Consider the following 23,858-nt stretch of genomic DNA (forward strand, 5'->3'; position numbering starts at 1 on the left):
CCGCCACAATGCCGGCCCCGTGCCATACCCTCGCACAGCGCTCAAGTATTCGGATTTACCGCCGACTATGAGCAAGTGGAACCGTCGTGCCGGTCTCCATGCTTCACCCCCATTATTAGAATTATTCCGAGCATCAGCTGCGATCAAGGAGGATCCGGTGGCTCGGCCAGGAGCTGTTCATGTCTCAACCTCGCGCTCGGATTGCCTCGCAGCTGGGCCTTGCCCTTGCTGTGATTCTGGCGGTCGTCATCAGTGGCAGTACGCTGTTCGCGTTGCGTTCGCTGGACACCGCCAACCTCGCCACCCGTGAAGAACATCTGGCCAGTGAGGCTCGGCTGCTGGCCGACCAACTGAGTACCTTCCACGGCACGTTGCGCGAAAGCACCCAGCGCCTCAGCGGGTTGTTCGAGAAGCGCTTCAGCAGCGGGTTGAGCCTTCATCCGGACGAGCCAGTGAGTGTTGCCGGCACCCAGACTCCGGGCCTGCATCTGGGCAGCGAAGTGCTGAACAACAACTTCAAGGAAGTCGACGAGTTCAAGCAGATGACCGCGGGCGTCGCCACGCTGTTCGTACGCAGTGGCGAAGACTTTATCCGCGTCAGCACCTCGCTGACCAAACAGGACGGCAGCCGCGCCATCGGCACCTTGCTCGATCACGCCCATCCGGCCTACGCGAAGTTGATGGCCGGACAGGGTTATGTCGGCCGCGCCTTGCTGTTTGATCGTTCCTACATGACCCAATACACCCCGGTGCGCGATGGCAGCGGCAAAGTGATTGCGGTGCTGTTCGTTGGTTTCGATTACACCGATGCGCAGAACGCCCAGTTCGATAACCTCAAACGCTTCCGCATCGGTCAGACCGGCTCGCTGGCGTTGCTTGATGAGCAAAGCAAATGGCTGGTTCCACCGGCCGGCGTGCAGGCGCTGGATCAAGCAATTCCGCTGATCAAGGATCTGGCGAAATCGCCGGGCAAAGGCCAGTTCTGGGGCGACACGTCCGAAGATTTCTACAGTGTCGCGGTGCCGTTCGACGGCGGCCCGTGGTCGGTGGTGGCAAGCATGCCGAAAGCCGAGATTCGCGCAGTGACCTGGAGCGTCGGCACGCAACTGGCGATTGGCAGCCTGTTGGCGATGTTGCTGGCGGTCGGTTCGGCGATGTGGCTGCTGCGTTCGAAACTGCAACCGCTGGGTGATCTGGTGCGTCAGGCCGAAGCCTTGGGCGCCGGTGATCTGAGCGTGCGTCTGGATGTAGCGAGTAACGACGAAATCGGTCAGTTGTCGCGCGCGTTCAACCAGATGAGCCAGGCGCTGTCGACCATGGTTGAGCACATTCGCCGTTCCTCCGCGGAGGTCAACAGCCGAGCGCAGGCACTGTCCGGTTTGTCTGGCGGTGCTTACGAAGGCATGGAGCAACAGTCCGGCGAAATCACCAGCATGGCCGGTGCCGTGGAGGAATTCAGCGCGACCTCGTTGAACATCGCCGACAACATGGGCGCGACCCAACGTCTGGCACAGGAAAACGCCCAGCAGACGCAGATTGGCCGTAGCTCGATGGAAGAAGCTTCGTCCTCTCTGGAGCAAATCGCTGGCGCCCTCAACAGCACCGCCACAGTGATCAACACCCTCGGCCAGCGTTCGCAGGAAATTGGCGGCATCGTTGGCGTGATCACCTCGATTGCCGAGCAGACCAATTTGCTGGCGCTCAATGCTGCAATTGAAGCGGCGCGTGCCGGTGAGCAAGGTCGCGGCTTTGCCGTGGTGGCGGATGAAGTGCGCAGCCTTGCCTCGCGTACCCGTCAGGCGACCGATGAAATCTCGGTGATGATCCACAGCATCCAGCAGGAAACCGGCAACGCGATCAGCACCATGGAGCAGGGCAATGTGCTGATGCAGGAAGGCTTGTCGCGTAACGCCAATGTTGCCTCGGCGCTGGCGCGGATCGATGAGCAGAGCCGTTCGGCGGGGCAGCAATTTGCCGCGATTACCACCGCGACTCAGGAGCAGAGCAGCACGGCGACGTTGCTGAGCAGCAATTTGCAGAGCATTGCGTTGGCCAACAGTGAGCAGCGTGAGGTTGTTTCGAATCTGGCGGTGACGGCGAAGGAACTGGAAGGTTTGGCGGCGGACTTGCGTGCCGAGGTTGATCGGTTTCGTTGATGCGCCTTTGAAATAGCTTTCGCGAGCAGGCTCGCTCCCACAGTGTTCGGTGTGATTCACAGATTTTGTGAAGACCCGGATCCCGTGTGGGAGCGAGCCTGCTCGCGATTGCATCACTGAAGATCTTCGCGGAACATGCGATCTGTCGATCCAATACACTTGCTGAAACGTTTCCGCAGCGCTATAAAAATGGCACAACTCCAATAAAGGCTGCTGCCATGACCCCGCTCAAACTCGCCGTCGCCCTCGGCGCATTCTCTGCTGCTTCCCACGCCATGGCCTGGGATTACGTCCTCCTCGACACCAACAAGTCCGCGCAAAACTGGAGCATCACCAGTGAGCAGCTCGGCGTGAAAACCGACAAACCCTTCTCCGTAAGCCTGCGTACCTTGCACGGGGGGCGGCAGGAAGGCGTCAGCATCGTCGATATCGATAACGGCACGATGAAACTCTCGGTGGTGCCAACCCGAGGGATGAATGTCTTGCAGGCCTCTGTCGGCAACGTGCGCATGGGTTGGGATTCGCCGGTCAAGGACGTGGTCAACCCGGCCTTCATCGAGCTCAACGGGCGCGGTGGTCTGGGCTGGCTGGAAGGTTTCAACGAGCTGGTCGCCCGCTGCGGTTACGAATGGGTTGGCCATCCCGGCATGGACAACGGTGAACTGCTGACCTTGCATGGCCGCGCCGCCAACATCCCGGCCAGTACCGTCACGCTGCACATCGACGAAAAGCCACCCTACGCCATCAGTCTGCGCGGCGAGCTGAAAGAACAGGCCTTCAAGAAAGTCGATTTCTCGGTCATCACTGAACTGGTCACCGAACCTGGCAGCGTGCGCTTTGCACTTAACGATACGCTGACCAACAACGGCGACTATCCAAAGGAATACCAGGCGCTGTATCACAGCAATTTCAGCACGCCGTTCCTCGAGCAGGGCGCCCGTTTTGCTGCACCGGTAAAACAGGTCTCGCCGTTCAACGACAAGGCCAAGGGCGATCTGGCTGACTGGCAGACTTATCGTGCGCCGACCAAGGACTACGACGAAACCGTCTACAACGTCGTGCCCTATGCCGACGCCAAAGGTGAAACCCTGACTGTTCTGCATAACAAGGCGGGCAGCCTTGGTGTTTCTGTTGGCTTCAATACCCAGCAGTTGCCGGCGTTCTCTTTGTGGAAAAACACCGATACCCAAGGGCAGGGCTATGTCACCGGGCTGGAGCCGGGCACCAGTTTTTCCTACAACCGTCGCTATCAGCGTCCGCTGAATCTGGTGCCGACCATTGCACCGAAAGAACACAAACAGTTCCAGATCAGCTACAGCCTGCTCGCGGACAAAGGTGCTGTGGATAAGGCCTTGAAGCGTGTGACCGAGATTCAGGCGGGGCGCGACACCGAAGTGCGACAGACGCCGTTGGTGGATCTGACAACCGAGCATTAAGGTGTCGCCGGCCGATATTGCAGCGCCTCGGCCAAGTGTTCGCGTTTGATTGCATCGACTTGCTCAAGGTCTGCCAAAGTGCGGGCGACCTTGAGTAGCCGGTGTGCTGAGCGCAGCGATAACGTCAGCCGTTCACAGGCTGATTCCAGCCATTTCTCATCGACTGTGGATAACTTGCAGTGTTTTTTCAGTCCTGGCAGATCGAGAAACGCGTTGGCGCAGCCTTGACGCTTCTGCTGTCGTTCGCGAGCCTCGGCCACCAATGCCGCAGCGCTGGCGCTGTCCTCGCCGGGTTTAATCGCAGGATTCAGCGCCGTGGCTTCCCGCGCCACTGTAAGGTGCAAATCGATCCGATCCAGCAGCGGCCCTGACAACTTGTTGCGGTAGCGTTGAACCATGTCCGGAGTGCAGGAGCACTTGCCGCTTGGCTCGCCAAGATATCCACAGGGGCAGGGATTCATCGCTGCGACCAACTGGAATCGTGCCGGAAAACGTACGCGATCCTTGGCTCGGGCGATCACGATGAATCCCGACTCCAAAGGCTCCCGTAAAACCTCCAGAACCTTGCGATCAAACTCCGGCAACTCATCGAGAAACAGCACACCATGGTGGGCGAGGGTGATTTCGCCGGGCTGCGGCTTCGAGCTGCCACCAACGAGTGCCGGCCCGGATGCCGAGTGGTGCGGTTGACGAAAGGGACGCTGCGGCCAATGGGTCAGCGGTGCGCCACTGGCGACGGACTGAATTGCCGCCACCTCCAGCGCTTCACTCTCGGCCAGCGGCGGCAATAGTCCCGGCAATCGGCTGGCCAGCAATGTCTTACCCGTTCCCGGCGGCCCGCTGAACAGCAGGTTATGCGCCCCCGCAGCAGCAATCAGCAACGCCCGTTTCGCCGCCACTTGCCCCTGCACTTCATTCAAGTCGGGATAAGGCTTGCTGGCATGCATCAGTCCGTCGGAGACATAGGGCTCAACCGGCGTATGCCCATTGAAATGCGCCACCGCCTCCAGCAAATGATCCACCGCAAACACCTTCAACCCCGAAGCCAGGCAGGCCTCCTCGGCATTCGCCCGCGGTACCACCAGCGCACGACCCGCCTTGCGCGCCGCCAATGCTGCCGGCAAAACCCCGCGCACCGCCCTTACTGCGCCGGACAATGCCAACTCTCCCAGACATTCCACATCGTCCAGCGTCAGACACGGCACCTGCACACTCGCCGACAGAATCCCCAAGGCAATCGCCAGATCAAACCGCCCGCCATCCTTGGGCAAATCAGCCGGCGCCAGATTCAAGGTGATCCGCCGCGCGGGAAACTGCAGCCCGGAATTGATGATCGCGCTGCGCACCCGATCCTTGCTCTCCTTCACCGCCGCCTCGGGCAGGCCGACCATGGTCAGCGACGGCAGACCGTTGGCCAGATGGACTTCGACTGTGACGGCGGGGGCTTCCACGCCAATCTGGGCGCGACTGTGGACGATGGAGAGGGACATGGTCGTTCCTTGAGCTGAATCGGGGGCCGCTTCCTGCGGGTTTTTGAAGGGTAGTTGAGCAGGGTTTCAGTGCTGAAATAGAGGTTTACAAGACGTATCAAAACCCGATGGCTGTCACCGCTTGCCTGAATTGGAGCGTTGACTCTCGACCGGCATTGACGGATCATCCCGTTCGAGGACTGCAACTGCGCATTCGTCGGGACTGGGCACCAGCAAAAGCTCCCCCGCATTTTCGGCAGCAGAGAAAGCTGGTTTCTCTGAAGTAGTGACGACGGGCTAGCCTGTCGGATTCTGAACCCAAGGCCGTAAAGCCCGGAGCTAAAGAATCGCTGCGACTACTCCTCAAAAAATACTTTAAAGGCGTCCATCGGACGCCTTTTTTTATTTCTGATTTGGTGGTGCTCGTGGTATCTGCCCCACTAACGTGCCATGTGCGCGTTTTTGCGGGTACCAAGTCACCACGAAGTAACCAAATCCTGTGGCGCGCTCGTGTCGCGGTTCAAGAATCAGTGTGCCCATAGATGTCCTCAGTACCGCGACCCTGTTTCCACATCGCTGTTCTTTGAACTCACAATAGATTTGTGCTCCCGGGACGATCATTTTCGCAACAATCGCTGCTACCCCATCGGCAGTCTGGCAACCATGCTTGAGCAAATCGGCACTATGGGCTTCCCAAATGTGCACTACGCCAAAACCACTATTCGCTCGACGGTGAATACCTACCCGCAGATAAATCTTCCCGCCTGGCAAGCCGAATTTTGGCATATCGGGGATCGTGCCAAAGGTGTAACCACCATCTGGATGCTGAACCAGCGTGTTTTCTTTGAGCTTGAGCAAATGAGACAAGAGGGATCCAGAACCAGAGTGTCTGGCGATCAATGTGTATCGCCTGGAACTCGATGAATAGGATCGGCCAGCGCAGGCGAAAGCCACCAGCCTAATCACAGCCAAGAACTCACGGAATCAGGCGCAGACGCTGATTCTCGTAGGGTTATGCCCTAATAGTTGTAGGACGCCGGCGAAACGGTTTGCCCGATTCGCTGATCAGCAGGGTGTTTTTGATCTGGTTGTGGATCAGGGTTTTTCGGGTTTGGTATTGGTCGGGGTCGAGTTTTCGCAGCATGCGTTCGTTGAGGTAGATGTGCAGCAGGCGACTCAGGTCTCGTGCGCAGAACCAGGGTTGGTTCTGGATGAGGAGGGCGTGGCGGGTGAAGAGGTGCGGGGTCAGATAAGTCTCTTCTTGATTCATTGAGCAGTTCCTCTTGCTTAAGGGGCTGCCCTCAATCGTCGCCAAACGATTGGGTGGCAGTTGTACGCGGGTTGGCGAACCGGAGCAAAAGGAACCCGGCAGACCCGAAGGTCTCCCACGCACAACCGCCATGAAACGATGTGGCGGTAAATGTAGCCGCCATCATGGTTGTCGTGCGCCTTAAGCTGTTCGGGTCGCCAAACCCGGTGCTGAACATTCAGCATCGGGTGAGCTTAGAAACCTGGGCTTTTCGGCGCAATCGGACGGCGGTGGTGCAGGTTGTAGGACGTTGCCGGGATGGTTGAAGGGCTGAGGATCAAAAGATCGCAGCCTTCGGCAGCTCCTACAGGTGGATGCGTTATTCGGCTGGCGGTGTCAGCTTGGCTTCCATCTCGGCGACTTTGGCTTCGAGGCTTTCGAGGCGGGCGCGAGTGCGGGCCAGTACGACCATCTGACTATCAAATTCTTCACGGCTCACCAGATCCAGTTTGCTGAACGCACTCTGCAGCAGCATCTTGAACTGGCTTTCGATTTCGGCTTTCGGCAGCGGGGTGTCGCCGCTGAAGAGGCGGGAGGCGGTGCCGCTCAGGGCGTCGAGGAAGTCTTTGGGCGCGAGCATGGTGGATGTCCTGGAAACAATGGCCGGCAGTGTATCACGCAGTGTCTATAGTCAATCTCGCGGTCAGGGGTGCACGCTTTTCGCGCAGGCGGACGGACGGCGACGCACTGTTGTTGTGCGTATCCGGATGGGGTTTTGCACGGGATGGCGTGTGGCAGCGGCCAAGGGATTGAAATCAGAGGTTTTTGGCGAGATGGCAAGCTTTCTGCTTAGTCACCTTCGACCCATGCACTGATGCAGTCGCTGTGACGAATGCAGTGCGGCAGACGGAGCGGGGAGTTTCGTCGGCAGCGGTTAGCTGGCGTCAGTCGGGCAGGTACGGCCGACGATGCGTTACAAAGCCAGGCACTGCGCTTAGACTTGAGTCGGGTTTGTTTTCCTGGGGCAAGTCCACCAATTCGGGAGAGAGTTTTCATGAAGCTAGTCACTGCCATCATCAAGCCGTTCAAGTTGGACGACGTGCGCGAGTCGCTGTCCGAAATCGGCGTGCAGGGCATTACCGTTACTGAAGTCAAAGGCTTCGGCCGGCAGAAGGGTCACACCGAGCTGTATCGCGGCGCGGAATATGTGGTCGATTTTCTGCCCAAGGTGAAAATCGACGTGGCCATCGACGACAAGGATCTGGATCGGGTTATCGAGGCGATAACCAAGGCGGCCAACACCGGCAAGATCGGTGACGGCAAGATTTTCGTGGTCAATCTGGAACAGGCGATTCGCATCCGTACCGGCGAAACCGATACCGACGCGATTTAACCGCCGCCACAAACCCCAACGCCCCAGGAGAAAACAATATGACTCTGCGTAAATTCGCAGGGCTAGGAGCCCTGTTGTCCATCGTAATGCCAAGCCTTGCAATGGCGGCAGACGAAGTGGCGGCCCCAGTCCTCAATTCCGGCGACACTGCCTGGATGCTCACCTCGACGGCACTCGTGCTGTTCATGACCATTCCCGGCCTGGCGCTGTTCTACGGCGGCATGGTTCGCTCGAAAAACATTCTTTCCGTGATGATGCAGTGCTTCGCCATTACCGGTCTGATCAGCATCCTGTGGGTCATTTATGGCTACAGCATCGCGTTCGACACCACCGGCATGGAGCAGGGCGTCGTCAATTTCAACTCGTTCTTCGGCGGCATGGGCAAGGCGTTCCTCGCCGGTGTCACGCCTTCGAGCCTGACCGGCCCTGCGGCGCTGTTCCCTGAAGCGGTGTTCATCACCTTCCAGATGACTTTCGCGATCATCACCCCGGCGCTGATCGTCGGTGCGTTCGCCGAGCGGATGAAGTTCTCCGCGATGCTGATCTTCATGGGCATCTGGTTCACCCTGGTTTACGCGCCGATCGCACACATGGTCTGGTCCGGCAACGGCGGCCTGATGTGGGACTGGGGCGTGCTCGACTTCGCGGGCGGCACCGTGGTGCACATCAACGCCGGTGTCGCTGGTCTGATCTGCTGCCTGGTGTTGGGCAAGCGTAAAGGCTTCCCGACCACCCCGATGGCTCCGCACAACCTCGGTTACACCCTGATGGGCGCGGCGATGCTGTGGGTCGGCTGGTTCGGCTTCAACGCCGGTTCCGCTGCGGCGGCCAACGGCACTGCTGGCATGGCGATGCTGGTTACCCAAATCGCTACCGCTGCGGCGGCGCTGGGCTGGATGTTTGCCGAGTGGGTCACTCACGGCAAGCCAAGCGCACTGGGCATTGCTTCGGGTGTGGTTGCCGGTCTGGTCGCGATCACTCCGGCTGCCGGCACCGTGGGCCCGATGGGCGCACTGGTGATCGGTCTGGCTGCAGGCGTGGTGTGCTTCTTCTGCGCCACCACCCTGAAACGCAAGCTCGGTTATGACGATTCCCTGGACGCGTTCGGCGTACACGGTATCGGCGGTATTCTCGGCGCGATCCTTACCGGTGTCTTCGCTGCGCCGGCTCTGGGTGGCTTCGGCACCGTCACCGATATCGGCGCGCAAGTCTGGATTCAGGTCAAAGGCGTCGGCTTCACGGTGATCTACACCGCGATCGTCACCTTCATCATCCTCAAAGTGCTGGACGCCGTCATGGGTCTGCGTGTGACCGAGGAAGAAGAATCGGTCGGCCTCGATCTGGCACAACACAACGAACGCGGCTACAACCTGTAAGTACGCGCACTGAAAAAAATTGCCCGGTTCGCCGGGCATTTTTTTGTCCGGGATTTGTCATTAAGCGACAGGCTGAAAGGATTTTTCGTACGCCTTTAGTCGTGTTTACGACGACGGTTTTTCACCGGCCAAACGCTTACGTCATTGCACGCGTATTAGGGCCTTTGTTTTTTCCCAGAGCGCGCTAGAATGCGCCCCGAACGTGCGGAGAACTGTATGTGGCAACAGACTCTGATTACCCTGCGGGCACGGCCCCGGGGCTTTCATCTGGTAACGGACGAGTTACTCGCTGGCCTGCCTGAACTCAGGGAGTGCCGGGTCGGTCTGTTGCATTTGTGGCTGCAGCATACCTCGGCGTCGTTGACCATCAACGAGAACGCCGATCCGGCGGTACGTCGCGACTTCGAACGATTTTTCAATCGTCTGATCCCACAAGGAACAGACGGCTATGAGCATAACGACGAAGGCCTGGACGACCTCCCGGCGCACTTCAAGGCCAGCGTGCTTGGTTGTCAGATCAGTCTGCCGGTGTCGGCAGGGCGACTGGCACTGGGTACCTGGCAAGGTGTTTATCTGGGCGAGCACCGTGATCATGGCGGTGCCCGTAAAGTCCTCGCCACCTTGCACGGTGAAGGGGCATAAACCGTTGGTCACCAATGGTTACTGATTTTTTAACGGCGACTTTCGACAGTTGCCAAAGCTGGTCTATAACTAATCTGCTTTTCGCAAGTCATGAGGTAGAACATGAGCGACGATGATCTGGAAAACGACGACCTCGAAGTAGGCGACGAAGACGAGGCCGAGGAAGGCCTGGAAGCAGCAGCGGAAGACGTTGCTGACGACGATGGCGGTGACGATACGCCGGCCCCGGCTGCCAAAGGCAAAGCCAAGGCTGCGGTGTCGGTAGATGAGTTGCCGAGCATTGAAGCCAAGAACAAGGAACGCGACGCCTTGGCCAAGGCCATGGAAGAGTTCCTGTCGCGCGGCGGAAAAGTGCAGGAAGTGGAGGCCAATGTGGTCGCCGATCCTCCGAAGAAGCCGGACAACAAGTACGGTAGCCGCCCTATCTGAGGCGTGCCGCTTGCTTGCTGAAAAAGCCCGCCGTCGCTGCGGGCTTTTTCATGCCTTTAGAAAATGCACGACCCGCTGCAGTCACTGTGGCGAGGGGATTTATCCCCGATCGGTTGCGCAGCAGCCGTGAAGTCAGCTTGCGCGGTGTGTCAGGACTGTTGGGTTTTCTGTATTTGGGGCCGCTTCGCAGCCCATCGGGGATAAATCCCCTCGCCACAAAAAGGCGGTTGTGCGTCAGGCGGAAGGGGTATTCCAGCGTGCGAGTACGGCTGGCAAATCGGTCAGGCTACGGATTTCGGCATCCGGCAGACGATCCGCTTCCCAGGCTTTACCCGCCGGGTTAAACCAGATTGCCCGTAACCCCGCCTGTTGTGCGCCGGCAATGTCATCACCCGGATGATCGCCGATGTGCACGGCGGTTTCGGCGGTGGCGCCACCGCGTTGCAGAGCCTCATGAAAAAGCCGCGCATCCGGTTTGGCGATGCCGATATCTTCCGCGCACAACGCAAACTTGAAGTAATCCGCCAGGCCCAATCGACGCACATCGGCGTTGCCGTTGGTGACCACGCCAAGGGCGTAATGATTGGCGAGAATTTCCAGCACTGGCTCGACTTCAGGAAATACTTCGATCTGATGCCGCGCATGCAGAAACACTTCAAAACCCTTGTCGGCCAGGTCGGTGGCTTCGCCATGGGCGTAGCCGGCGTCTTCCATCGCATGAAACAACACGCGCCGACGCAGCGCGCTGATGCGATGTTTCAGCCCCGGTTCATTGGTCAGCACACGCTCACGAATCGCCCACAAATGCTCGACCGGCACCGCGCCCAGATTCGGCGCATGTTCGCTCAGCCATTCGCGCAATACCGCTTCGGCGCTAACGATCACCGGGGCGGTATCCCACAGGGTGTCGTCGAGGTCGAAGGTGATCAACTGGATGCTCATGAATCGTCGCCTTTCATGCGTTTGGCCCGTGGATGGGCGCTGTCGTAGACCGCCGCCAGGTGCTGGAAGTCCAGGTGGGTGTAGATCTGCGTGGTCTTGATGTCGGAGTGGCCGAGCAATTCCTGCACCGCGCGCAGATCCTGTGAGGATTCCAGTAAGTGGCTGGCGAAGGAGTGCCGCAGCATGTGCGGGTGCAGGTTCTGCCCGAGCTCGCGTTCGCCGGCCAATTTGACCCGTACCTGAATCGCTCGCGGGCCGAGGCGTCGGCCTTGCTGGCTGACGAATACAGCGTCGTCCGCCGGGTTGGTCATCGCGCGCAATGGCAGCCATTGTTCGATGGCTTCGCGGGCCTTTTTTCCTACCGGCAGCAGACGGGTTTTGCTGCCCTTGCCGAGCACTTGCACCATGCCATCGGCCAGATCAAGTTGATCAAGATTAAGCCCGGTCAGCTCGGAGAGGCGCAGACCGGAGGAGTAGAACAACTCCAGAATCGCCTGATCCCGACGCGCGAGAAAATCATCCTCGACTGCACCTTCCAACAGTTGCAGAGCACGGTCAGTGTCGAGGGTTTTCGGCAGGCGGCGCTCACCTTTCGGTGGCGCCAGACCCGTGGCCGGATCATGGTCGCAAAGGCCTTCGCGATTCAGGTAGTGATAGAGCCCGCGCACCGCCGAGAGCAATCGGGCGAGGCTGCGCGAGGACTGGCCTTGTGCATGCAAACGGGCGATCAGGCTGCGCAGGCGTTGAATATCCAGCGCGGCCCAACTGCCGATGTTCTGTTTGATGCACCAGCCGAGTACTTTATCGAGGTCGCGGCGGTAGGCCGAGAGCGTGTGCGGCGACACCTGTCGCTCACTGCGCAGGTGTTCGCAGTAAGCGTCCAGTTGTCGTTCCATGCTCAGCGTACCGAGCGCAGGGAGCTGTTGACCCGTGGCAACACGCGACCCATGACTTCGGCGATGTAGCTGAGGAACAGCGTTCCGACCGAACTCTTGTAGTGCTGCGGATCACGGCTGGCGATCGCCAGAATGCCGTGGATGCCTTGATGGCTGACCGCGACGACGGCGGTGGAGCCGATCTGCTTGCGCTGTTCTTCGCCGAAGAGGAAGTCCAGCTCATGTTCGCGCAGGCTGCCGCTGACGCTTTTGCCTTCGGTGAGCAAGCCGCCGATGGCGACCTGGGCGTCGGCGTGGGTGACCCAGCGGCCAACCGGTGCCGGGTTGTCGCCGAGCAAAATCAGGCTGACAAAAGGCACTTGGAAATCCTGACGCAGACTGTCTTCGACGCTGATCACCACGTCTTCCAGGCTGCTGGCATCCATCAAGGAAAGAATCAGGCGACGGGTTTTGTCGAACAGGCGATCGTTGTCGCGGGCGACGTCCATCAACTGCGAGAGGCGGTGGCGCATCTCGATGTTGCGATCACGGAGGATGGTCATCTGCCGTTCGACCAGCGAAACGGTGTCGCCGCGCTGGTGTGGAATGCGCAGGGCGGGCAGCAGTTCTTCGTGCTCGACGAAGAAGTCCGGATGCGCCTCAAGGTACGCAGCAACCGCTGCCGCCTCCAGGCTCTCGGACGCTGATTCGTCGGACTGTCGGGCGGGTACCTGAGGCTTATCGGTCATGGTTTTTGCTCACTCAAAGACGCACTTGTCCTTCGTATACACGCACTGCCGGACCGGTCATCAGCACCGGTTGGCCAGGGCCTGCCCATTCAATGGACAGACGCCCGCCGGGCAAGTCGATCAACAGCGGCGAATCCATCCACCCCTGACTGATGGCCGCAACCGCCGCCGCGCATGCGCCGGTACCGCAGGCCTGGGTTTCCCCGGCGCCACGTTCCCACACACGCAGTTGCGCGCGGTTGCGGTCGATGACCTGGAGAAAACCGACGTTCACGCGCGCGGGGAAGCGCGGGTGATGTTCGATTTTCGGCCCCAGTTCATGCACTGGCGCGTTGTTGATGTCCTGCACGCGCAGTACCGCGTGAGGGTTGCCCATCGACACAGCGGCCAGTTCGACCGTGGTGCCATCGACTTCCAGTTGATAGCTGATGGCTTGCGCCGGTGCGTCGAACGGAATGTCCGCCGGCACCAGGCGCGGGGCGCCCATGTTCACGCCAATCTGGCCGTCGTTACGCACGTCCAGTTCGATGATGCCGCCCTTGGTCTCGACGCGAATCTGCCGCTTGGCGGTCAGACGCTTGTCGAGCACAAAGCGCGCAAAGCAGCGTGCACCGTTGCCGCACTGCTCAACTTCCGAGCCGTCGGAGTTGAAGATCCGATAACGGAAATCCACGTCCGGATTGCTCGGCGCCTCGACGATCAGCAATTGGTCGAAACCAATGCCAGTGTGGCGGTCGCCCCATTGCTTGGCGTGCTTTGGCTGAATATGCGCGTGCTGGCTGACCAGGTCGAGAACCATGAAGTCATTGCCCAAGCCGTGCATTTTAGTAAAACGCAGCAGCATGGGTTACTCCGGCAGCAGGCTTTCGCCGGCAAACAGCTCGGCCACGGTCTCGCGGCGACGCACTTCAAAAGCCTGATCACCGTCTACCAACACTTCAGCGGCACGGCCACGGGTATTGTAGTTGGAGCTCATCACAAAACCGTAGGCACCGGCCGAATGCACGGCCAGCAGATCGCCTTCGGCCAGAGCCAATTCGCGATCCTTGGCGAGGAAGTCGCCGGTTTCGCAGATCGGGCCGACGATGTCGTATTTGCGCGCAGCGGTGTCACGCGGTTTGACCGCGGTAACGTCCATCCACGCCTGATACAGCGCCGGGCGGATCAGGTCGTTCATCGCCGCATCGACGATAGCGAAGTCTTTGTGCTCAGTGTGCTTGAGGTACTCGACCTGGGTCAGCAGCACGCCGGCGTTGGCAACGATGAAACGGCCCGGCTCGAACACCAGCGCCAGATCACGACCGTTAAGACGCTCGCGTACGGCTTTGATGTAGTCGGCAGCCAATGGCGGCTCTTCATCGCGATAACGCACGCCCAAACCACCACCGAGATCGATGTGGCGCAGGTGAATGCCGCAATCGCCGAGACGATCAACCAGATCCAGCAGGCGGTCGAGCGCATCGAGGAACGGTGGCAGCGTGGTCAGTTGCGAACCGATGTGGCAGTCGACACCGACCACTTCGAGGTTCGGCAGATGCGCGGCGCGCACGTACACGTCTTCGGCGTCGGCAATGGCGATGCCGAACTTGTTCTCTTTGAGACCGGTGGAAATGTACGGGTGGGTGCCGGCATCGACGTCCGGGTTCACACGCAACGAAACCGGCGCACGAACGCCCAGCTCGGCAGCCACGACTTGCAGGCGCTCGAGCTCGTCGGTGGATTCGACGTTGAAGCAGTGCACGCCGACTTCGAGGGCGCGACGCATGTCATCACGGGTCTTGCCGACGCCGGAGAAGACGATCTTGTCAGCGCTGCCGCCAGCGGCGAGCACGCGTTCCAGCTCGCCCCGGGAAACGATGTCGAAACCGGCGCCGAGACGGGCCAGGACATTCAGAACGCCGAGGTTGGAGTTGGCTTTGACCGCAAAGCAGACCAGGTGCGGCATGCCGGCCAGCGCATCGGCGTAAGCCAGATACTGCGCTTCGATGTGCGCGCGCGAGTAAACGTAGGTAGGGGTGCCGAAGCGGTCGGCGATGGCGGACAGCGCCACACCTTCCGCAAACAGCTCCCCGCCACGGTAGTTAAAAGCGTCCATGGCGATCCCTTAATAAACGTCGTGCTTGTGTGCTTTGGAAGCCGGTTGTTTTTGCGACGATTTGGCTTGCTCGGCCGGATCCTGAGTGTCATCGGGCAGGTACAGCGGGCCTTTTTGACCGCAGGCCGAAACAAGGCAGGCAACCGCGACGAGCGCAGCAAGGGAAGAGATCAGGCGCTTCATGGCGAAATCCTTGAAAATGCGTTAATTGCGCCGGAGTATACCGGCCACCCGGCAGCTTGCCTATGTGATGGCCTTCCCGTCCGGCGGGGCTTGCCCAAAGCAGCCCGGATCGCCGCAATCCCCTGTAGGAGCAGAGCTTGCTCGCGAAAGCGTTGTATCAGTCAGCATCATTGTTGAATGATTGACCGCGTTCGCGAGCAAGCTTTGCTCCTACAAAGGGTGGTGAGGGTGCTTGGTCGTTAATCTTTGCAATCGGCCGGAAGCGTCCGTATCTTTCGGCGCTTGAGCCTGATCAGAACATTTTTTGAGGTTGCCGCAATGAGTTTGTCCGAAGCCCGTTTCCACGATCTGGTCGATGAAACCCAGGAAAAACTGGAAGACATCTTTGATGAAAGCGACCTGGATATCGACATGGAGAACTCTGCCGGTGTGCTCACCGTCAAGTTCGAAAACGGCTCGCAGCTGATCTTCAGCCGTCAGGAGCCGCTGCGTCAGCTATGGCTGGCGGCCGTGTCCGGTGGTTTCCACTTCGACTACGACGAAGAAAGCGAGCGCTGGATGTGCGACAAGAGCGAAGAACAACTGGGCGAAATGCTCGAGCGCATCGTCAAGCAGCAGGCCGGCGCCGATTTCGATTTCGAAGGTCTGTGATTCCGTGACTGATACCGCTCCCGTTCGTCCGCCGAAGCCGCTTTACAGCAATGTCAGCGCGGCCGTGCCTTCGCCGTGCAGCGGGGTTTGTCGGCTGGATGAGCAGAAGGTTTGTCTGGGCTGCTTTCGGCATGTTGAAGACATTCGCGAATGGCGCTCGGCAGATGATCAGCGCCGGCGGGTCATCTGCGCCCAAGCCACCGAGCGCCGCACTCAAGCCTGACTCGATCCTGTGGTGAGGGGATTTATCCCCGACAGACTGCGCAGCAGTCTCAAAAGCCTGGGGCCGCTGCGCGACCCATCGGGGATAAATCCCCTCGCCACAAAGGTTCCCGGATGGATAAGTGGGGGCTGGGGAAGGGTGGCTTGTATATTTTTTGAGCTGTGATAGTGTCCGCAGACGCCTCAAACCACCGAGGCACGGTGAAAACCCCGTCTTTTTTGGCGGGGTTTTGCTTTTTATGTGCAGAAGAAAGGAGTCTGCCCGGATCATGACCGCACCTTCCATCACCCTTACCCGTCTGGACGTGCAACGTCTGGAGCGCTTGATCGACAACCTGAACGAGAAAGACCAGGCTGCGCCGGGCGTGATTGCGCTGCAAACCGAACTGGATCGCGCCGACACCGTGGTCGGCCACGATGAAGTGCCCGCCGATGTCGTGACCATGAATTCGCGCGTGCATTGCCGCGAAGAAGGCAGCGGCAAGGATTACCACCTGACGCTGGTCTATCCCAAGGATGCCAACGCTGACGAAGGCAAGATCTCCATTCTGGCGCCGGTCGGCAGTGCGCTGCTGGGGCTGAAAGTCGGTCAGCACATCGACTGGCCGGCGCCGGGTGGCAAGACTCTCAAACTGACCTTGCTCGAAGTCGAATCGCAACCGGCCAACGGTGGCGCGTTCCCCGAGTAATCCTGCCTCAGACCTGTTCGAGCGCCTCGTTCAGTGCGCGCTCCAGGTCAGCCTTGTAGCGCAGATACAAATTGCTTGAACTCTGCCCGTCACCGAGCAGGCCCGAAAGGTCGAGGTCGGTGATGTAGCAGCGGTAGCGCTCGGTCTCGCGACGCTGCTCGACGATCTCCCGGGCGACCACGCTGAACAGCTGGTCGCCATGTTCCAGCTCGCTGAATTCCCGTTGATTGCAATACAAAGTGACCTGCACTTCACCCGGTGCGGCTTTGCCGACGATCGCCTGCACGTCGTAGAACGGTTTGTTGACTGGCGTCTGCGGCGAGGGCCGTGCTTCGACCCGGCGCGCGCGCCCGGGGCCCGATGGCAATAACTGGTAATACAAAGTTTCGAGGGCAGCGTCTGGGCCTGCGTCCATCGGCAGCACGGCTTCGCGGCGGAACAGGATCGATTGCAGAAAACGCTGCAATGGCACCAGCAGACTTTGCTCATCGTGATACGGCAAACGCTGCAGCCACAGCGCATTGAATTCATCCAGCACGTACAACTCGGCCTGTTGCTCAGTGATCCGGTAGAACACCTGAATGCATTCCGGCTGGCCCATCGGCAGGATCAAGGCGAGGTCGTGCTCCTCCAGCGCCATCGGATCCAGATGCAGCGGGCTATAACGCGGCTGTTCTTCGCCGAGGTAATCGAGCAACGCCGGCAGCGTGGCGAGGGCGACGTGGTTGACCTGGCCCGGCACCAATTCCAAAACGTGATAGTGCTGCTGCACCTGAATCAGGTAACGATGATTCAGGCCGCTGAGCAGCAGGTTCTGCGCGGTGTCGACGATCTCTTCGACGCGGCGGGCAATAAATTGCGCACGGTTGTGACAGAAGCAGCGCACCTTCAATTTCGGTTGCTGCGGCCCGCGCGGCAGGTTGTTGAGGTAGTCGCGCAGGCAGTCGAGCAAGGCGTGTGGGCCGTCGAAACGGTTGACCAGCACTTCGTTCCAGCTGTTGAGCGTGACCTGATCCAGGGTCAGCACCAGATTTTCGCGCACGCCGGCGTAGCTCAGCGAGTCGGTGCGTTCGGTGGTCATCAGGATGTTGAGGTCGCGGTGATGCTTGAGCGGGTCGATGCCGACGTTGACCAGCATCAGCACTTCGCTGGGCACTGCGGCGCGCAGCAACGGGATTTCGTCGACCGTGTGCAAGGGCAGGGCGATGCACTGTTGCAGGCTGCCGAGCAGGTTGAACAGTTCGAACTCGCTCATGTCACTGGTGCCGGGGTGCAGCGCCAGGCGCGTGCTGCTGTCGATCACGCCGTTGCGATGACTCCAGGTCAGCAGTTCAAGCAACTCGCGGCTGCGTTTGATCGGTGCGAAATGCTCCCATTCCTGCGCGGTGAGGCTGCCGTTGTACAGGCCCCACTGGGTTTGCCCCGGTTCCTTTTTGTTGCGCGACTGCACCAGCGTCAGGGTGTCTTCGGCCAGATCCGGGGCGATGCCGGGGTTGATGAACTCGACCTTGTCGGCCTTGCGTTCAAACGCGGCGTACAACCGTCGGCCGAGCACATTGAGGTCACGCTTGTTGATCAGGCTGACGGTTTGCTCGGTGCGGGCGAATTGGGTCAGGAAGCGATAGCTGTAATTCAGCTCGCTGACCAGTGCGCGGCGTTCGGCGCTGACCTGACGAACTTTCCACTGGCTGCGGCTATCGAGCAGCGCCAGCTGCCGCTGATCCCAATGCCATTCGCTGGCCAGACGTTCGAGCAGCGAGCGCTGCCAGCTCTGCGTGCGGCTGTTGCCGGTGAGCTTGCGATTGACTTTCAGGTACAGCGCGCGCCGCACCAGTTCCAGACGCTCCGGCTCATTGCGCGCCTTGAGGTATTCCTCGATGCGCCGGTACACGACCATGTACGGATCCAGTTCATCCAGATCCAGTTGATTGGCGAACACGGCTTTTTTGAAGCGCAGGCTCAGGCACTGCACTTTCGGATGCTCGCTGGCGTAGACCTCGGTCAGCAGCAGTTTGAGCACCGATTTGTACGGCGACTCGATGCCTTTGAACAACTGCCACAACCCGGCACCAATGAATTCCCCCGGCGGAATCGTCGCCAGATGGCCAAGATCAAGGGTTTCGTCGGCGCGAATAAAGCGCTTCGACAGCAGGGTGTGGGTGTAAACGTCGTAGGCGGTTTCTTCGTAAACCGGCACCAGCCACCAGATCGGCGTGCGCCCGGCCAGCCAGATCGCCGTGCGATAAAACTCGCCCAGCAGCAGGTAGTGCTGGGTAGTGCCACAGTTTTCCGAGCTGAGCTGGTTGTCGCGTTCACCTTTGACGAAGCGCACCGGGTCGATCAGGAAGAAATGCGCCTCGGCGCCCTGGCTCGCGGCCCAGGCTTCGAGCAACTGACATTTCTTGCTCAGCTCACTGAGTTCGCTTTCGCTCAGATCCGGCGCGTGGCAGACCCACACGTCCATGTCGCTTTGATCGGCCTGGGCCAGCGTGCCGAGGCTGCCCATCAGGAACAGGCCGTGAATCGGTCGCGGCGGGTTGCTGCCGTGGCGCGGCTTATAAGAAAACGAGCGAGTCAGGCGTTGGGCTTCAGCGAGCACATTGGCGTCCGGCTCGTAATTCGACAGGCCGGCCGGCGCACTGCCCGAGACGTAACCCGGCAGCAGCGGATGATTGACGTGGAAGAACAGCGGCAACAGCGTCAGCACGCTTTGTTGGCGCGGCGACAACCCTTCGAGGGCGCGGCCAAGGCGGCCTTCATTGAGTTTGAGAAACCGCGCGCGCAGCTGGCTGAGAACCTTGCGGTCAATTCCCTCGTCCAGGTCGGGGCGGATTTCGTGGGTGCGCGTCATGTCAGCTCAAACCGGCTCGCAGGCTCGGACGTAGAGGGTCTCGGAATGTCAGGCAGTTTAGCCTTAGGGCAGCGGGACTTTTAAGCTGAATTTGTTTTTGACGTCAGATTTCTATCGTTTCGCCCGCACAGGCCCGCGGAAATCCCGTGGCAGGAGTTCCCGTGGGCGAAGTCGGGTGGAATCAGGCGGTTTCTTGCTCTCTCAGAATGGTCAGCACGGTTTGCACATTTTGCGCAGCATCGCGACCGAGGCTGGTCAGATAACCGCCATCGGGCTGATCCGTCAGGTCTTTTTCAAAGAGGCGTTTGGCGGCAGAAATATGTTTCGGGGCAGCGGTCTGATGAATTTTCAAACCTTCCTGGGAACTGTCCAGGGGAAAGAGTGCGAGGACTTCCAGTTCGGCAACCAACTCAGGGGTAAGCGACATAAGGACTCCAGACTTTCTAGGAATTAGACGACAGCGCCCCTAAGGTGAACCCGCTTTTGCGGCATGTCCAGTGCTCAGATCAGGGATTTTGTCGTGAGGCGGATTCCAGTGTAGTCCCCATAAAAAAGATCGCAGCCTTCGGCAGCTCCTACAGGGGATTTGTGTAGGAGCTGCCGAAGGCTGCGATCTTTTGATCTTAGGCTTTTTCTGGTGGCAACTCAGGGAGTGCACGCAGGGCCGCTTCGTACCATTCAGTATCAAATGCGCGGTCTTCATCGAGCATCGCGTCAATCTCGTAGGCCAGCACGTGGGCCATCAGATTGAGGATTTCTTCGCGCTCGACGCCGACCAGGGTCAGTTTGTTGAACGTCGCTTTGGCGGCCGGCGGGTTGTCGCTTTCGATCTGGTTTTCGATGGCTTCGATCAACGTCGCTTCGGTGAACTCTTCTTCGTCGTTGTCATTGTCGATGTCTGTCGGCTCGCTCATGGCAGGCTCCTCAAGGAAAGGCGCCAGTTTACCCGCATTCAGCGGCGTGATGCTGCTGGCGGGATTGGCCTGAGCGATCTATAAACAGGCACTGCCCACCCCGCACGGCCTGGAGGCTATGTGATGCTCAAGCTCTACGGATTCTCAGTCAGCAACTACTACAACATGGTCAAACTGGCGCTGCTGGAAAAAGGCCTGCCGTTCGAAGAAGTCACCTTCTACCCGACACCGACCCCGGAATCACTGGCCATCAGCCCGCGCGGCAAAGTCCCGGTGCTGGGCGTGGACGCCGGTTTCATCAACGAAACCGCGATCATCCTCGAATACCTGGAGCAAACCCAAAAAGGCACGCCGCTGCTGCCGAGCGATCCGTTCGAACGTGCGCAAGTGCTGGCGATTGCCAAGGAAATCGAGCTGTACATCGAATTGCCGGGCCGCGCCTGTTACGGCGAAGCGTTCTTCGGCATGACCTTGCCGGACGCGATCAAGGAAAAGACCAAGACTGAATTGCTATTGGGTTTTGCCGCACTGGGCCGTCACGGCAAATTCGCCCCGTACGTGGCGGGCGACAGTCTGAGCATTGCCGATTTGTACTTCCTCTACAGCGTGCCGCTGGCCTGTGCGGTCGGGCATAAACTGTTCGGGATCGATTTGCTGGCGGAGATGCCGCAGGCGAAGGCGCTACTGGAGCGGCTGGAGCAGAATCCGCATGTGCAGAAGATTGCGGCGGACAAAGAAGCGGCGATGCCAGCGTTTTTGGCGATGATCGCTGCCAAGAAGTGAGGTTTGTAGTGAGTTGAAGGCAGCTATCGCGAGCAGGCTCACTCCTACAGGGGAACGCATTCCAATGTAGGAGTGAGCCTGCTCGCGATGCTTTTGGCTTTTTCTGTTAGCGGTTGGCGATCAGCGCCTGACCGCGAACTACAGCAGCCTTGACCTGCGCCGGCGCAGTGCCGCCGATATGGTCGCGGGCATTCACCGAGCCTTCCAGGGTCAGCACGGCAAACACATCCTGCTCGATCTGATCGCTGAACTGACGCAGTTCTTCCAGGCTCATCTCGGCCAGATCCTTGCCAGTGTCCACGCCGTATTTCACCGCATGACCAACGATCTCGTGGCAATCACGGAACGGCAGACCGCGACGCACCAGATAATCCGCCAGGTCGGTCGCGGTGGAGAAACCACGCAGCGCCGCTTCACGCATGATCGCGTGCTTCGGTTTGATCGCCGGGATCATGTCGGCAAAGGCGCGCAGCGAGTCGCGCAGGGTGTCGGCGGCGTCGAACAGCGGCTCTTTGTCTTCCTGGTTGTCCTTGTTGTAGGCCAGCGGCTGGCCTTTCATCAAGGTCAGCAGGCCCATCAAGGCACCGAACACACGGCCGGTCTTGCCACGCACCAGTTCTGGCACGTCAGGGTTTTTCTTTTGCGGCATGATCGAGCTGCCGGTGCAGAAACGATCCGGCAGATCGATGAACTGGAACTGCGCGCTGGTCCACAGCACCAGCTCTTCGGAGAAACGCGACAAGTGCATCATCGCGATGCTCGCGGCCGAGCAGAATTCGATGGCGAAGTCGCGATCGGAAACGTTGTCCAGCGAGTTGCCGCCGACGGCATCGAAGCCGAGCAGTTGCGCGGTGTATTCGCGGTCGATCGGGTAGGTGGTGCCGGCCAGCGCAGCGCTGCCCAGTGGCATGCGGTTGGTGCGCTTGCGGCAGTCGACTAGGCGCTCGTAATCGCGGCTGAGCATTTCGAACCAGGCCAGCATGTGGTGCCCGAAGGTCACTGGCTGCGCGGTCTGCAGGTGAGTGAAGCCCGGCATGATGCTGGAGGCTTCGCGCTCGGCTTGCTCCAGCAGGCCTTTTTGCAGACGGGTGATTTCGGCGAGGATCAGGTCGATCTCGTCACGCAGCCACAGGCGGATGTCGGTGGCGACCTGGTCGTTACGGCTACGCCCGGTGTGCAGTTTTTTACCGGTGACGCCGATGCGATCGGTCAGGCGTGCTTCGATGTTCATGTGCACGTCTTCGAGGTCGATGCGCCAGTCGAACTGGCCGGCTTCGATTTCGCCCTGAATGGTGTTCAGGCCGTCGATGATGCTGTCGCGCTCGGCATCGGTCAGCACGCCGACCTTGGCCAGCATGGTGGCGTGGGCGATCGAGCCCATGATGTCGTGGCGATACAGGCGCTGGTCGAAAGTGACGGAGGCGGTGAAGCGGGCGACGAAGGCGTCGACGGGTTCACTGAAGCGGCCGCCCCAGGACTGATTGGTCTTGTCAGTGCTCATGAATTCGCTCGTATCGGCTTGAAGAAAAAAGGCGTGAAACGCTGGCGCGGATAATAACAGGGTTGCCAATCCTGTCGTTGACACTGGTCGATACGTTTTTTTCTCATCGAACCGGCCATAGTCGGCACTGCTCCCGGGGGATTTGCGTAAGGATATTTTTCGATTGAGCAATATCGGCCCGACGAGCGTCTACAGTAGGACATAAGGGTCGGCGCGACTTTGGATCGCGCAAAGGTCTGGTCGCCGACTATAAGAAGAGGGGGTGGGTGTAATTGTCCTTCGGCAATCCCTGCGAAAAACGCGAGAAACAGCGGGCTTTGAGCGGTACGACGCGGACTCTGGCAAATATTGCTGGCCGACGTACGGCACTTTTTGGCGCTCGGGCTAGTCTTAGCGTGGATCGCGGTGACGGACGTCACTTCACCTGTCTACGCTATCCTTGTGCGAGACTCACGCAGGAATCCAGCGCAATATGAATGTCCTGATCGTTGATGACGAACCACTGGCTCGCGAGCGCCTCAGCCTAATGGTGAGCGAGCTCGAGGGTTATACAGTTCTGGAGCCCAGCGCCACGAATGGCGAGGAGGCGTTGGCACTGATCGACAGCCACAAGCCGGATATCGTTTTGCTCGATATCCGCATGCCAGGCCTCGATGGCCTGCAAGTCGCTGCCCGTCTGTGCGAACGAGAAACGCCGCCCGCCGTGGTGTTTTGCACCAGCCCCGATGAATTTGCCGTGGAAGCCCTGCAGGCCAGCGCCGTGGGCTATGTGGTGAAACCCGTGCGAACTGAACATCTGCATGACGCCCTGAAACGGGCAGAACGTCCCAACCGGGCGCAACTCTCGGCCCTGACCCGTCCCGCTGCCGAAAGTGGCACCGGCCCGCGCAGCCATATCAGCGCCCGCACCCGCAAAGGCATCGAACTGATTCCGCTGGATCAGGTGGTCTATTTCATTGCCGACCACAAATACGTGACCTTGCGCCACGAGGCCGGCGAAGTGCTGCTTGATGAGCCGCTCAAGGCTCTCGAAGATGAATTCGGCGAACGCTTTGTGCGGATCCACCGCAACGCCCTGGTCGCCCGCGACCGCATCGAACGACTGCAACGCACGCCGCTGGGGCATTTTCAGCTGTTCCTCAAAGGCCTCAATGGTGATGCGCTGATCGTCAGTCGTCGGCATGTGGCCGGCGTACGCAAAATGATGCAGGGCCTGTAAGCCGGACTTTTCCGGCGGCTCACTGTTCTTTTCA

24 protein-coding genes and 1 pseudogene are annotated in these 23,858 nt (G+C 59.6%); 11 read left to right on the top strand and 14 right to left on the bottom strand.

The genetic code is table 11. The features are described from left to right. The first annotated feature begins 179 nt into the window (after positions 1–179). Together QMX93_RS06080 and QMX93_RS06085 are read left to right on the top strand one after the other, a co-directional pair. Complete coding sequence (locus tag QMX93_RS06080; protein ID WP_282353620.1) at positions 180–2,156, top strand: methyl-accepting chemotaxis protein; 1,977 nt, start codon at positions 180–182, stop codon at positions 2,154–2,156. A 218-nt stretch (positions 2,157–2,374) separates the two neighbouring features. After that, entirely contained in the window at positions 2,375–3,592 is a 1,218-nt protein-coding gene (locus QMX93_RS06085; protein ID WP_282353623.1) for an aldose 1-epimerase family protein, read from the top strand. Here the strand turns inward: QMX93_RS06085 and QMX93_RS06090 are convergent. The 4 genes and pseudogenes from QMX93_RS06090 to QMX93_RS06105 form a co-directional block, all read right to left on the bottom strand. Beyond that, positions 3,589–5,082: a YifB family Mg chelatase-like AAA ATPase gene (locus QMX93_RS06090; RefSeq protein ID WP_282353625.1), complete on the bottom strand. Its 1,494-nt coding sequence runs from the start codon at positions 5,080–5,082 to the stop codon at positions 3,589–3,591. The two genes, QMX93_RS06085 and QMX93_RS06090, sit on opposite strands and share 4 nt — an antisense overlap. Before the next feature lie 381 nt (positions 5,083–5,463). Then, positions 5,464–5,928 (bottom strand): hypothetical protein, encoded by a 465-nt coding sequence (locus QMX93_RS06095; RefSeq protein WP_282353627.1) that lies wholly within the window; start codon positions 5,926–5,928, stop codon positions 5,464–5,466. Between the two features lie 184 nt (positions 5,929–6,112). Beyond that, positions 6,113–6,331 (bottom strand): annotated as a pseudogene (locus QMX93_RS06100) (phage antirepressor protein); the annotation flags it as partial. Between the two features lie 358 nt (positions 6,332–6,689). Beyond that, positions 6,690–6,950, bottom strand: coding sequence for an accessory factor UbiK family protein (locus QMX93_RS06105; RefSeq protein ID WP_007920416.1), 261 nt, complete (start codon positions 6,948–6,950; stop codon positions 6,690–6,692). 414 nt (positions 6,951–7,364) lie between these two features. Here QMX93_RS06105 and glnK point away from each other — a divergent pair, with 414 nt between their 5' ends. From glnK to sutA, 4 genes are all read left to right on the top strand, one after another. Further along, the gene (gene glnK, locus QMX93_RS06110; protein WP_002555808.1) at positions 7,365–7,703 is read left to right on the top strand and encodes a P-II family nitrogen regulator; all 339 of its coding nucleotides are present in this window, start codon (positions 7,365–7,367) and stop codon (positions 7,701–7,703) included. 38 nt (positions 7,704–7,741) lie between these two features. Next, positions 7,742–9,079 carry an ammonium transporter gene (locus tag QMX93_RS06115; protein ID WP_016985874.1) on the top strand — a complete coding sequence of 446 codons (1,338 nt, stop codon included), beginning with the start codon at positions 7,742–7,744 and terminating at the stop codon, positions 9,077–9,079. Between the two features lie 216 nt (positions 9,080–9,295). Beyond that, positions 9,296–9,721, top strand: a complete 426-nt coding sequence (locus QMX93_RS06120) for a secondary thiamine-phosphate synthase enzyme YjbQ (protein ID WP_007920418.1) — start codon at positions 9,296–9,298, stop codon at positions 9,719–9,721. 102 nt (positions 9,722–9,823) lie between these two features. After that, complete coding sequence (gene sutA, locus QMX93_RS06125) at positions 9,824–10,150, top strand: transcriptional regulator SutA (RefSeq protein ID WP_007920420.1); 327 nt, start codon at positions 9,824–9,826, stop codon at positions 10,148–10,150. 234 nt (positions 10,151–10,384) lie between these two features. On the opposite strand, the gene QMX93_RS06130 is transcribed toward sutA, so the two are convergent. From QMX93_RS06130 to QMX93_RS06155, 6 genes are read right to left on the bottom strand one after another with little or no spacing between them, the layout of a single operon-like run. Beyond that, complete coding sequence (locus QMX93_RS06130; protein ID WP_282353633.1) at positions 10,385–11,092, bottom strand: HAD-IA family hydrolase; 708 nt, start codon at positions 11,090–11,092, stop codon at positions 10,385–10,387. Beyond that, positions 11,089–11,988: a tyrosine recombinase XerC gene (gene xerC, locus QMX93_RS06135; RefSeq protein ID WP_053124977.1), complete on the bottom strand. Its 900-nt coding sequence runs from the start codon at positions 11,986–11,988 to the stop codon at positions 11,089–11,091. Before xerC ends, QMX93_RS06130 begins: the two co-directional genes overlap by 4 nt. 2 nt (positions 11,989–11,990) lie before the next feature. Then, a complete protein-coding gene (locus QMX93_RS06140; RefSeq protein ID WP_053124974.1) occupies positions 11,991–12,716 on the bottom strand; it encodes a DUF484 family protein in 726 nt (241 codons plus the stop codon). A gap of 13 nt (positions 12,717–12,729) precedes the next feature. After that, positions 12,730–13,560: a diaminopimelate epimerase gene (gene dapF, locus QMX93_RS06145; RefSeq protein WP_053124973.1), complete on the bottom strand. Its 831-nt coding sequence runs from the start codon at positions 13,558–13,560 to the stop codon at positions 12,730–12,732. Between the two features lie 3 nt (positions 13,561–13,563). Further along, positions 13,564–14,811, bottom strand: a complete 1,248-nt coding sequence (lysA, locus tag QMX93_RS06150; RefSeq protein ID WP_159814397.1) for a diaminopimelate decarboxylase — start codon at positions 14,809–14,811, stop codon at positions 13,564–13,566. A 9-nt stretch (positions 14,812–14,820) separates the two neighbouring features. Next, positions 14,821–14,994, bottom strand: a complete 174-nt coding sequence (locus QMX93_RS06155; protein WP_082341500.1) for a lipoprotein — start codon at positions 14,992–14,994, stop codon at positions 14,821–14,823. Between the two features lie 318 nt (positions 14,995–15,312). Between QMX93_RS06155 and cyaY the strand changes: the two genes are divergently transcribed. The 3 genes from cyaY (at position 15,313) to rnk (ending at position 16,556) form a co-directional block, all read left to right on the top strand. After that, positions 15,313–15,645, top strand: a complete 333-nt coding sequence (gene cyaY, locus QMX93_RS06160) for an iron donor protein CyaY (RefSeq protein ID WP_008084571.1) — start codon at positions 15,313–15,315, stop codon at positions 15,643–15,645. A 4-nt stretch (positions 15,646–15,649) separates the two neighbouring features. Further along, complete coding sequence (locus QMX93_RS06165) at positions 15,650–15,868, top strand: DUF1289 domain-containing protein (protein ID WP_082341499.1); 219 nt, start codon at positions 15,650–15,652, stop codon at positions 15,866–15,868. A 268-nt stretch (positions 15,869–16,136) separates the two neighbouring features. After that, a complete protein-coding gene (rnk, locus tag QMX93_RS06170; RefSeq protein WP_053124969.1) occupies positions 16,137–16,556 on the top strand; it encodes a nucleoside diphosphate kinase regulator in 420 nt (139 codons plus the stop codon). A gap of 7 nt (positions 16,557–16,563) precedes the next feature. Here the strand turns inward: rnk and QMX93_RS06175 are convergent, their stop codons facing one another. The 3 genes from QMX93_RS06175 to QMX93_RS06185 all read right to left on the bottom strand — a co-directional run bounded on the left by QMX93_RS06175 (position 16,564) and on the right by QMX93_RS06185 (position 20,321). Beyond that, positions 16,564–19,407, bottom strand: coding sequence for a class I adenylate cyclase (locus tag QMX93_RS06175; protein WP_282353652.1), 2,844 nt, complete (start codon positions 19,405–19,407; stop codon positions 16,564–16,566). A gap of 181 nt (positions 19,408–19,588) precedes the next feature. Further along, positions 19,589–19,834, bottom strand: coding sequence for a TIGR02647 family protein (locus QMX93_RS06180; protein ID WP_008084565.1), 246 nt, complete (start codon positions 19,832–19,834; stop codon positions 19,589–19,591). A 196-nt stretch (positions 19,835–20,030) separates the two neighbouring features. Continuing rightward, positions 20,031–20,321: a hypothetical protein gene (locus tag QMX93_RS06185; protein ID WP_053124965.1), complete on the bottom strand. Its 291-nt coding sequence runs from the start codon at positions 20,319–20,321 to the stop codon at positions 20,031–20,033. 123 nt (positions 20,322–20,444) lie between these two features. On the opposite strand from QMX93_RS06185, the gene QMX93_RS06190 reads away from it, so the two are divergent. After that, on the top strand, positions 20,445–21,104 hold the full coding sequence (locus tag QMX93_RS06190) for a glutathione S-transferase (RefSeq protein WP_282353655.1): 660 nt from the start codon (positions 20,445–20,447) through the stop codon (positions 21,102–21,104). 106 nt (positions 21,105–21,210) lie between these two features. Here the strand turns inward: QMX93_RS06190 and argH are convergent, their stop codons facing one another. Further along, positions 21,211–22,605: an argininosuccinate lyase gene (gene argH, locus QMX93_RS06195; RefSeq protein WP_282353659.1), complete on the bottom strand. Its 1,395-nt coding sequence runs from the start codon at positions 22,603–22,605 to the stop codon at positions 21,211–21,213. Between the two features lie 472 nt (positions 22,606–23,077). Between argH and QMX93_RS06200 the strand changes: the two genes are divergently transcribed. Continuing rightward, entirely contained in the window at positions 23,078–23,824 is a 747-nt protein-coding gene (locus QMX93_RS06200) for a LytTR family DNA-binding domain-containing protein (protein WP_282353661.1), read from the top strand. The last annotated feature ends 34 nt before the right edge of the window (positions 23,825–23,858 follow it).

The sequence above is a fragment of the Pseudomonas sp. PS01303 genome (assembly GCF_029959385.1).
Lineage (GTDB): Bacteria > Pseudomonadota > Gammaproteobacteria > Pseudomonadales > Pseudomonadaceae > Aquipseudomonas > Aquipseudomonas rustica.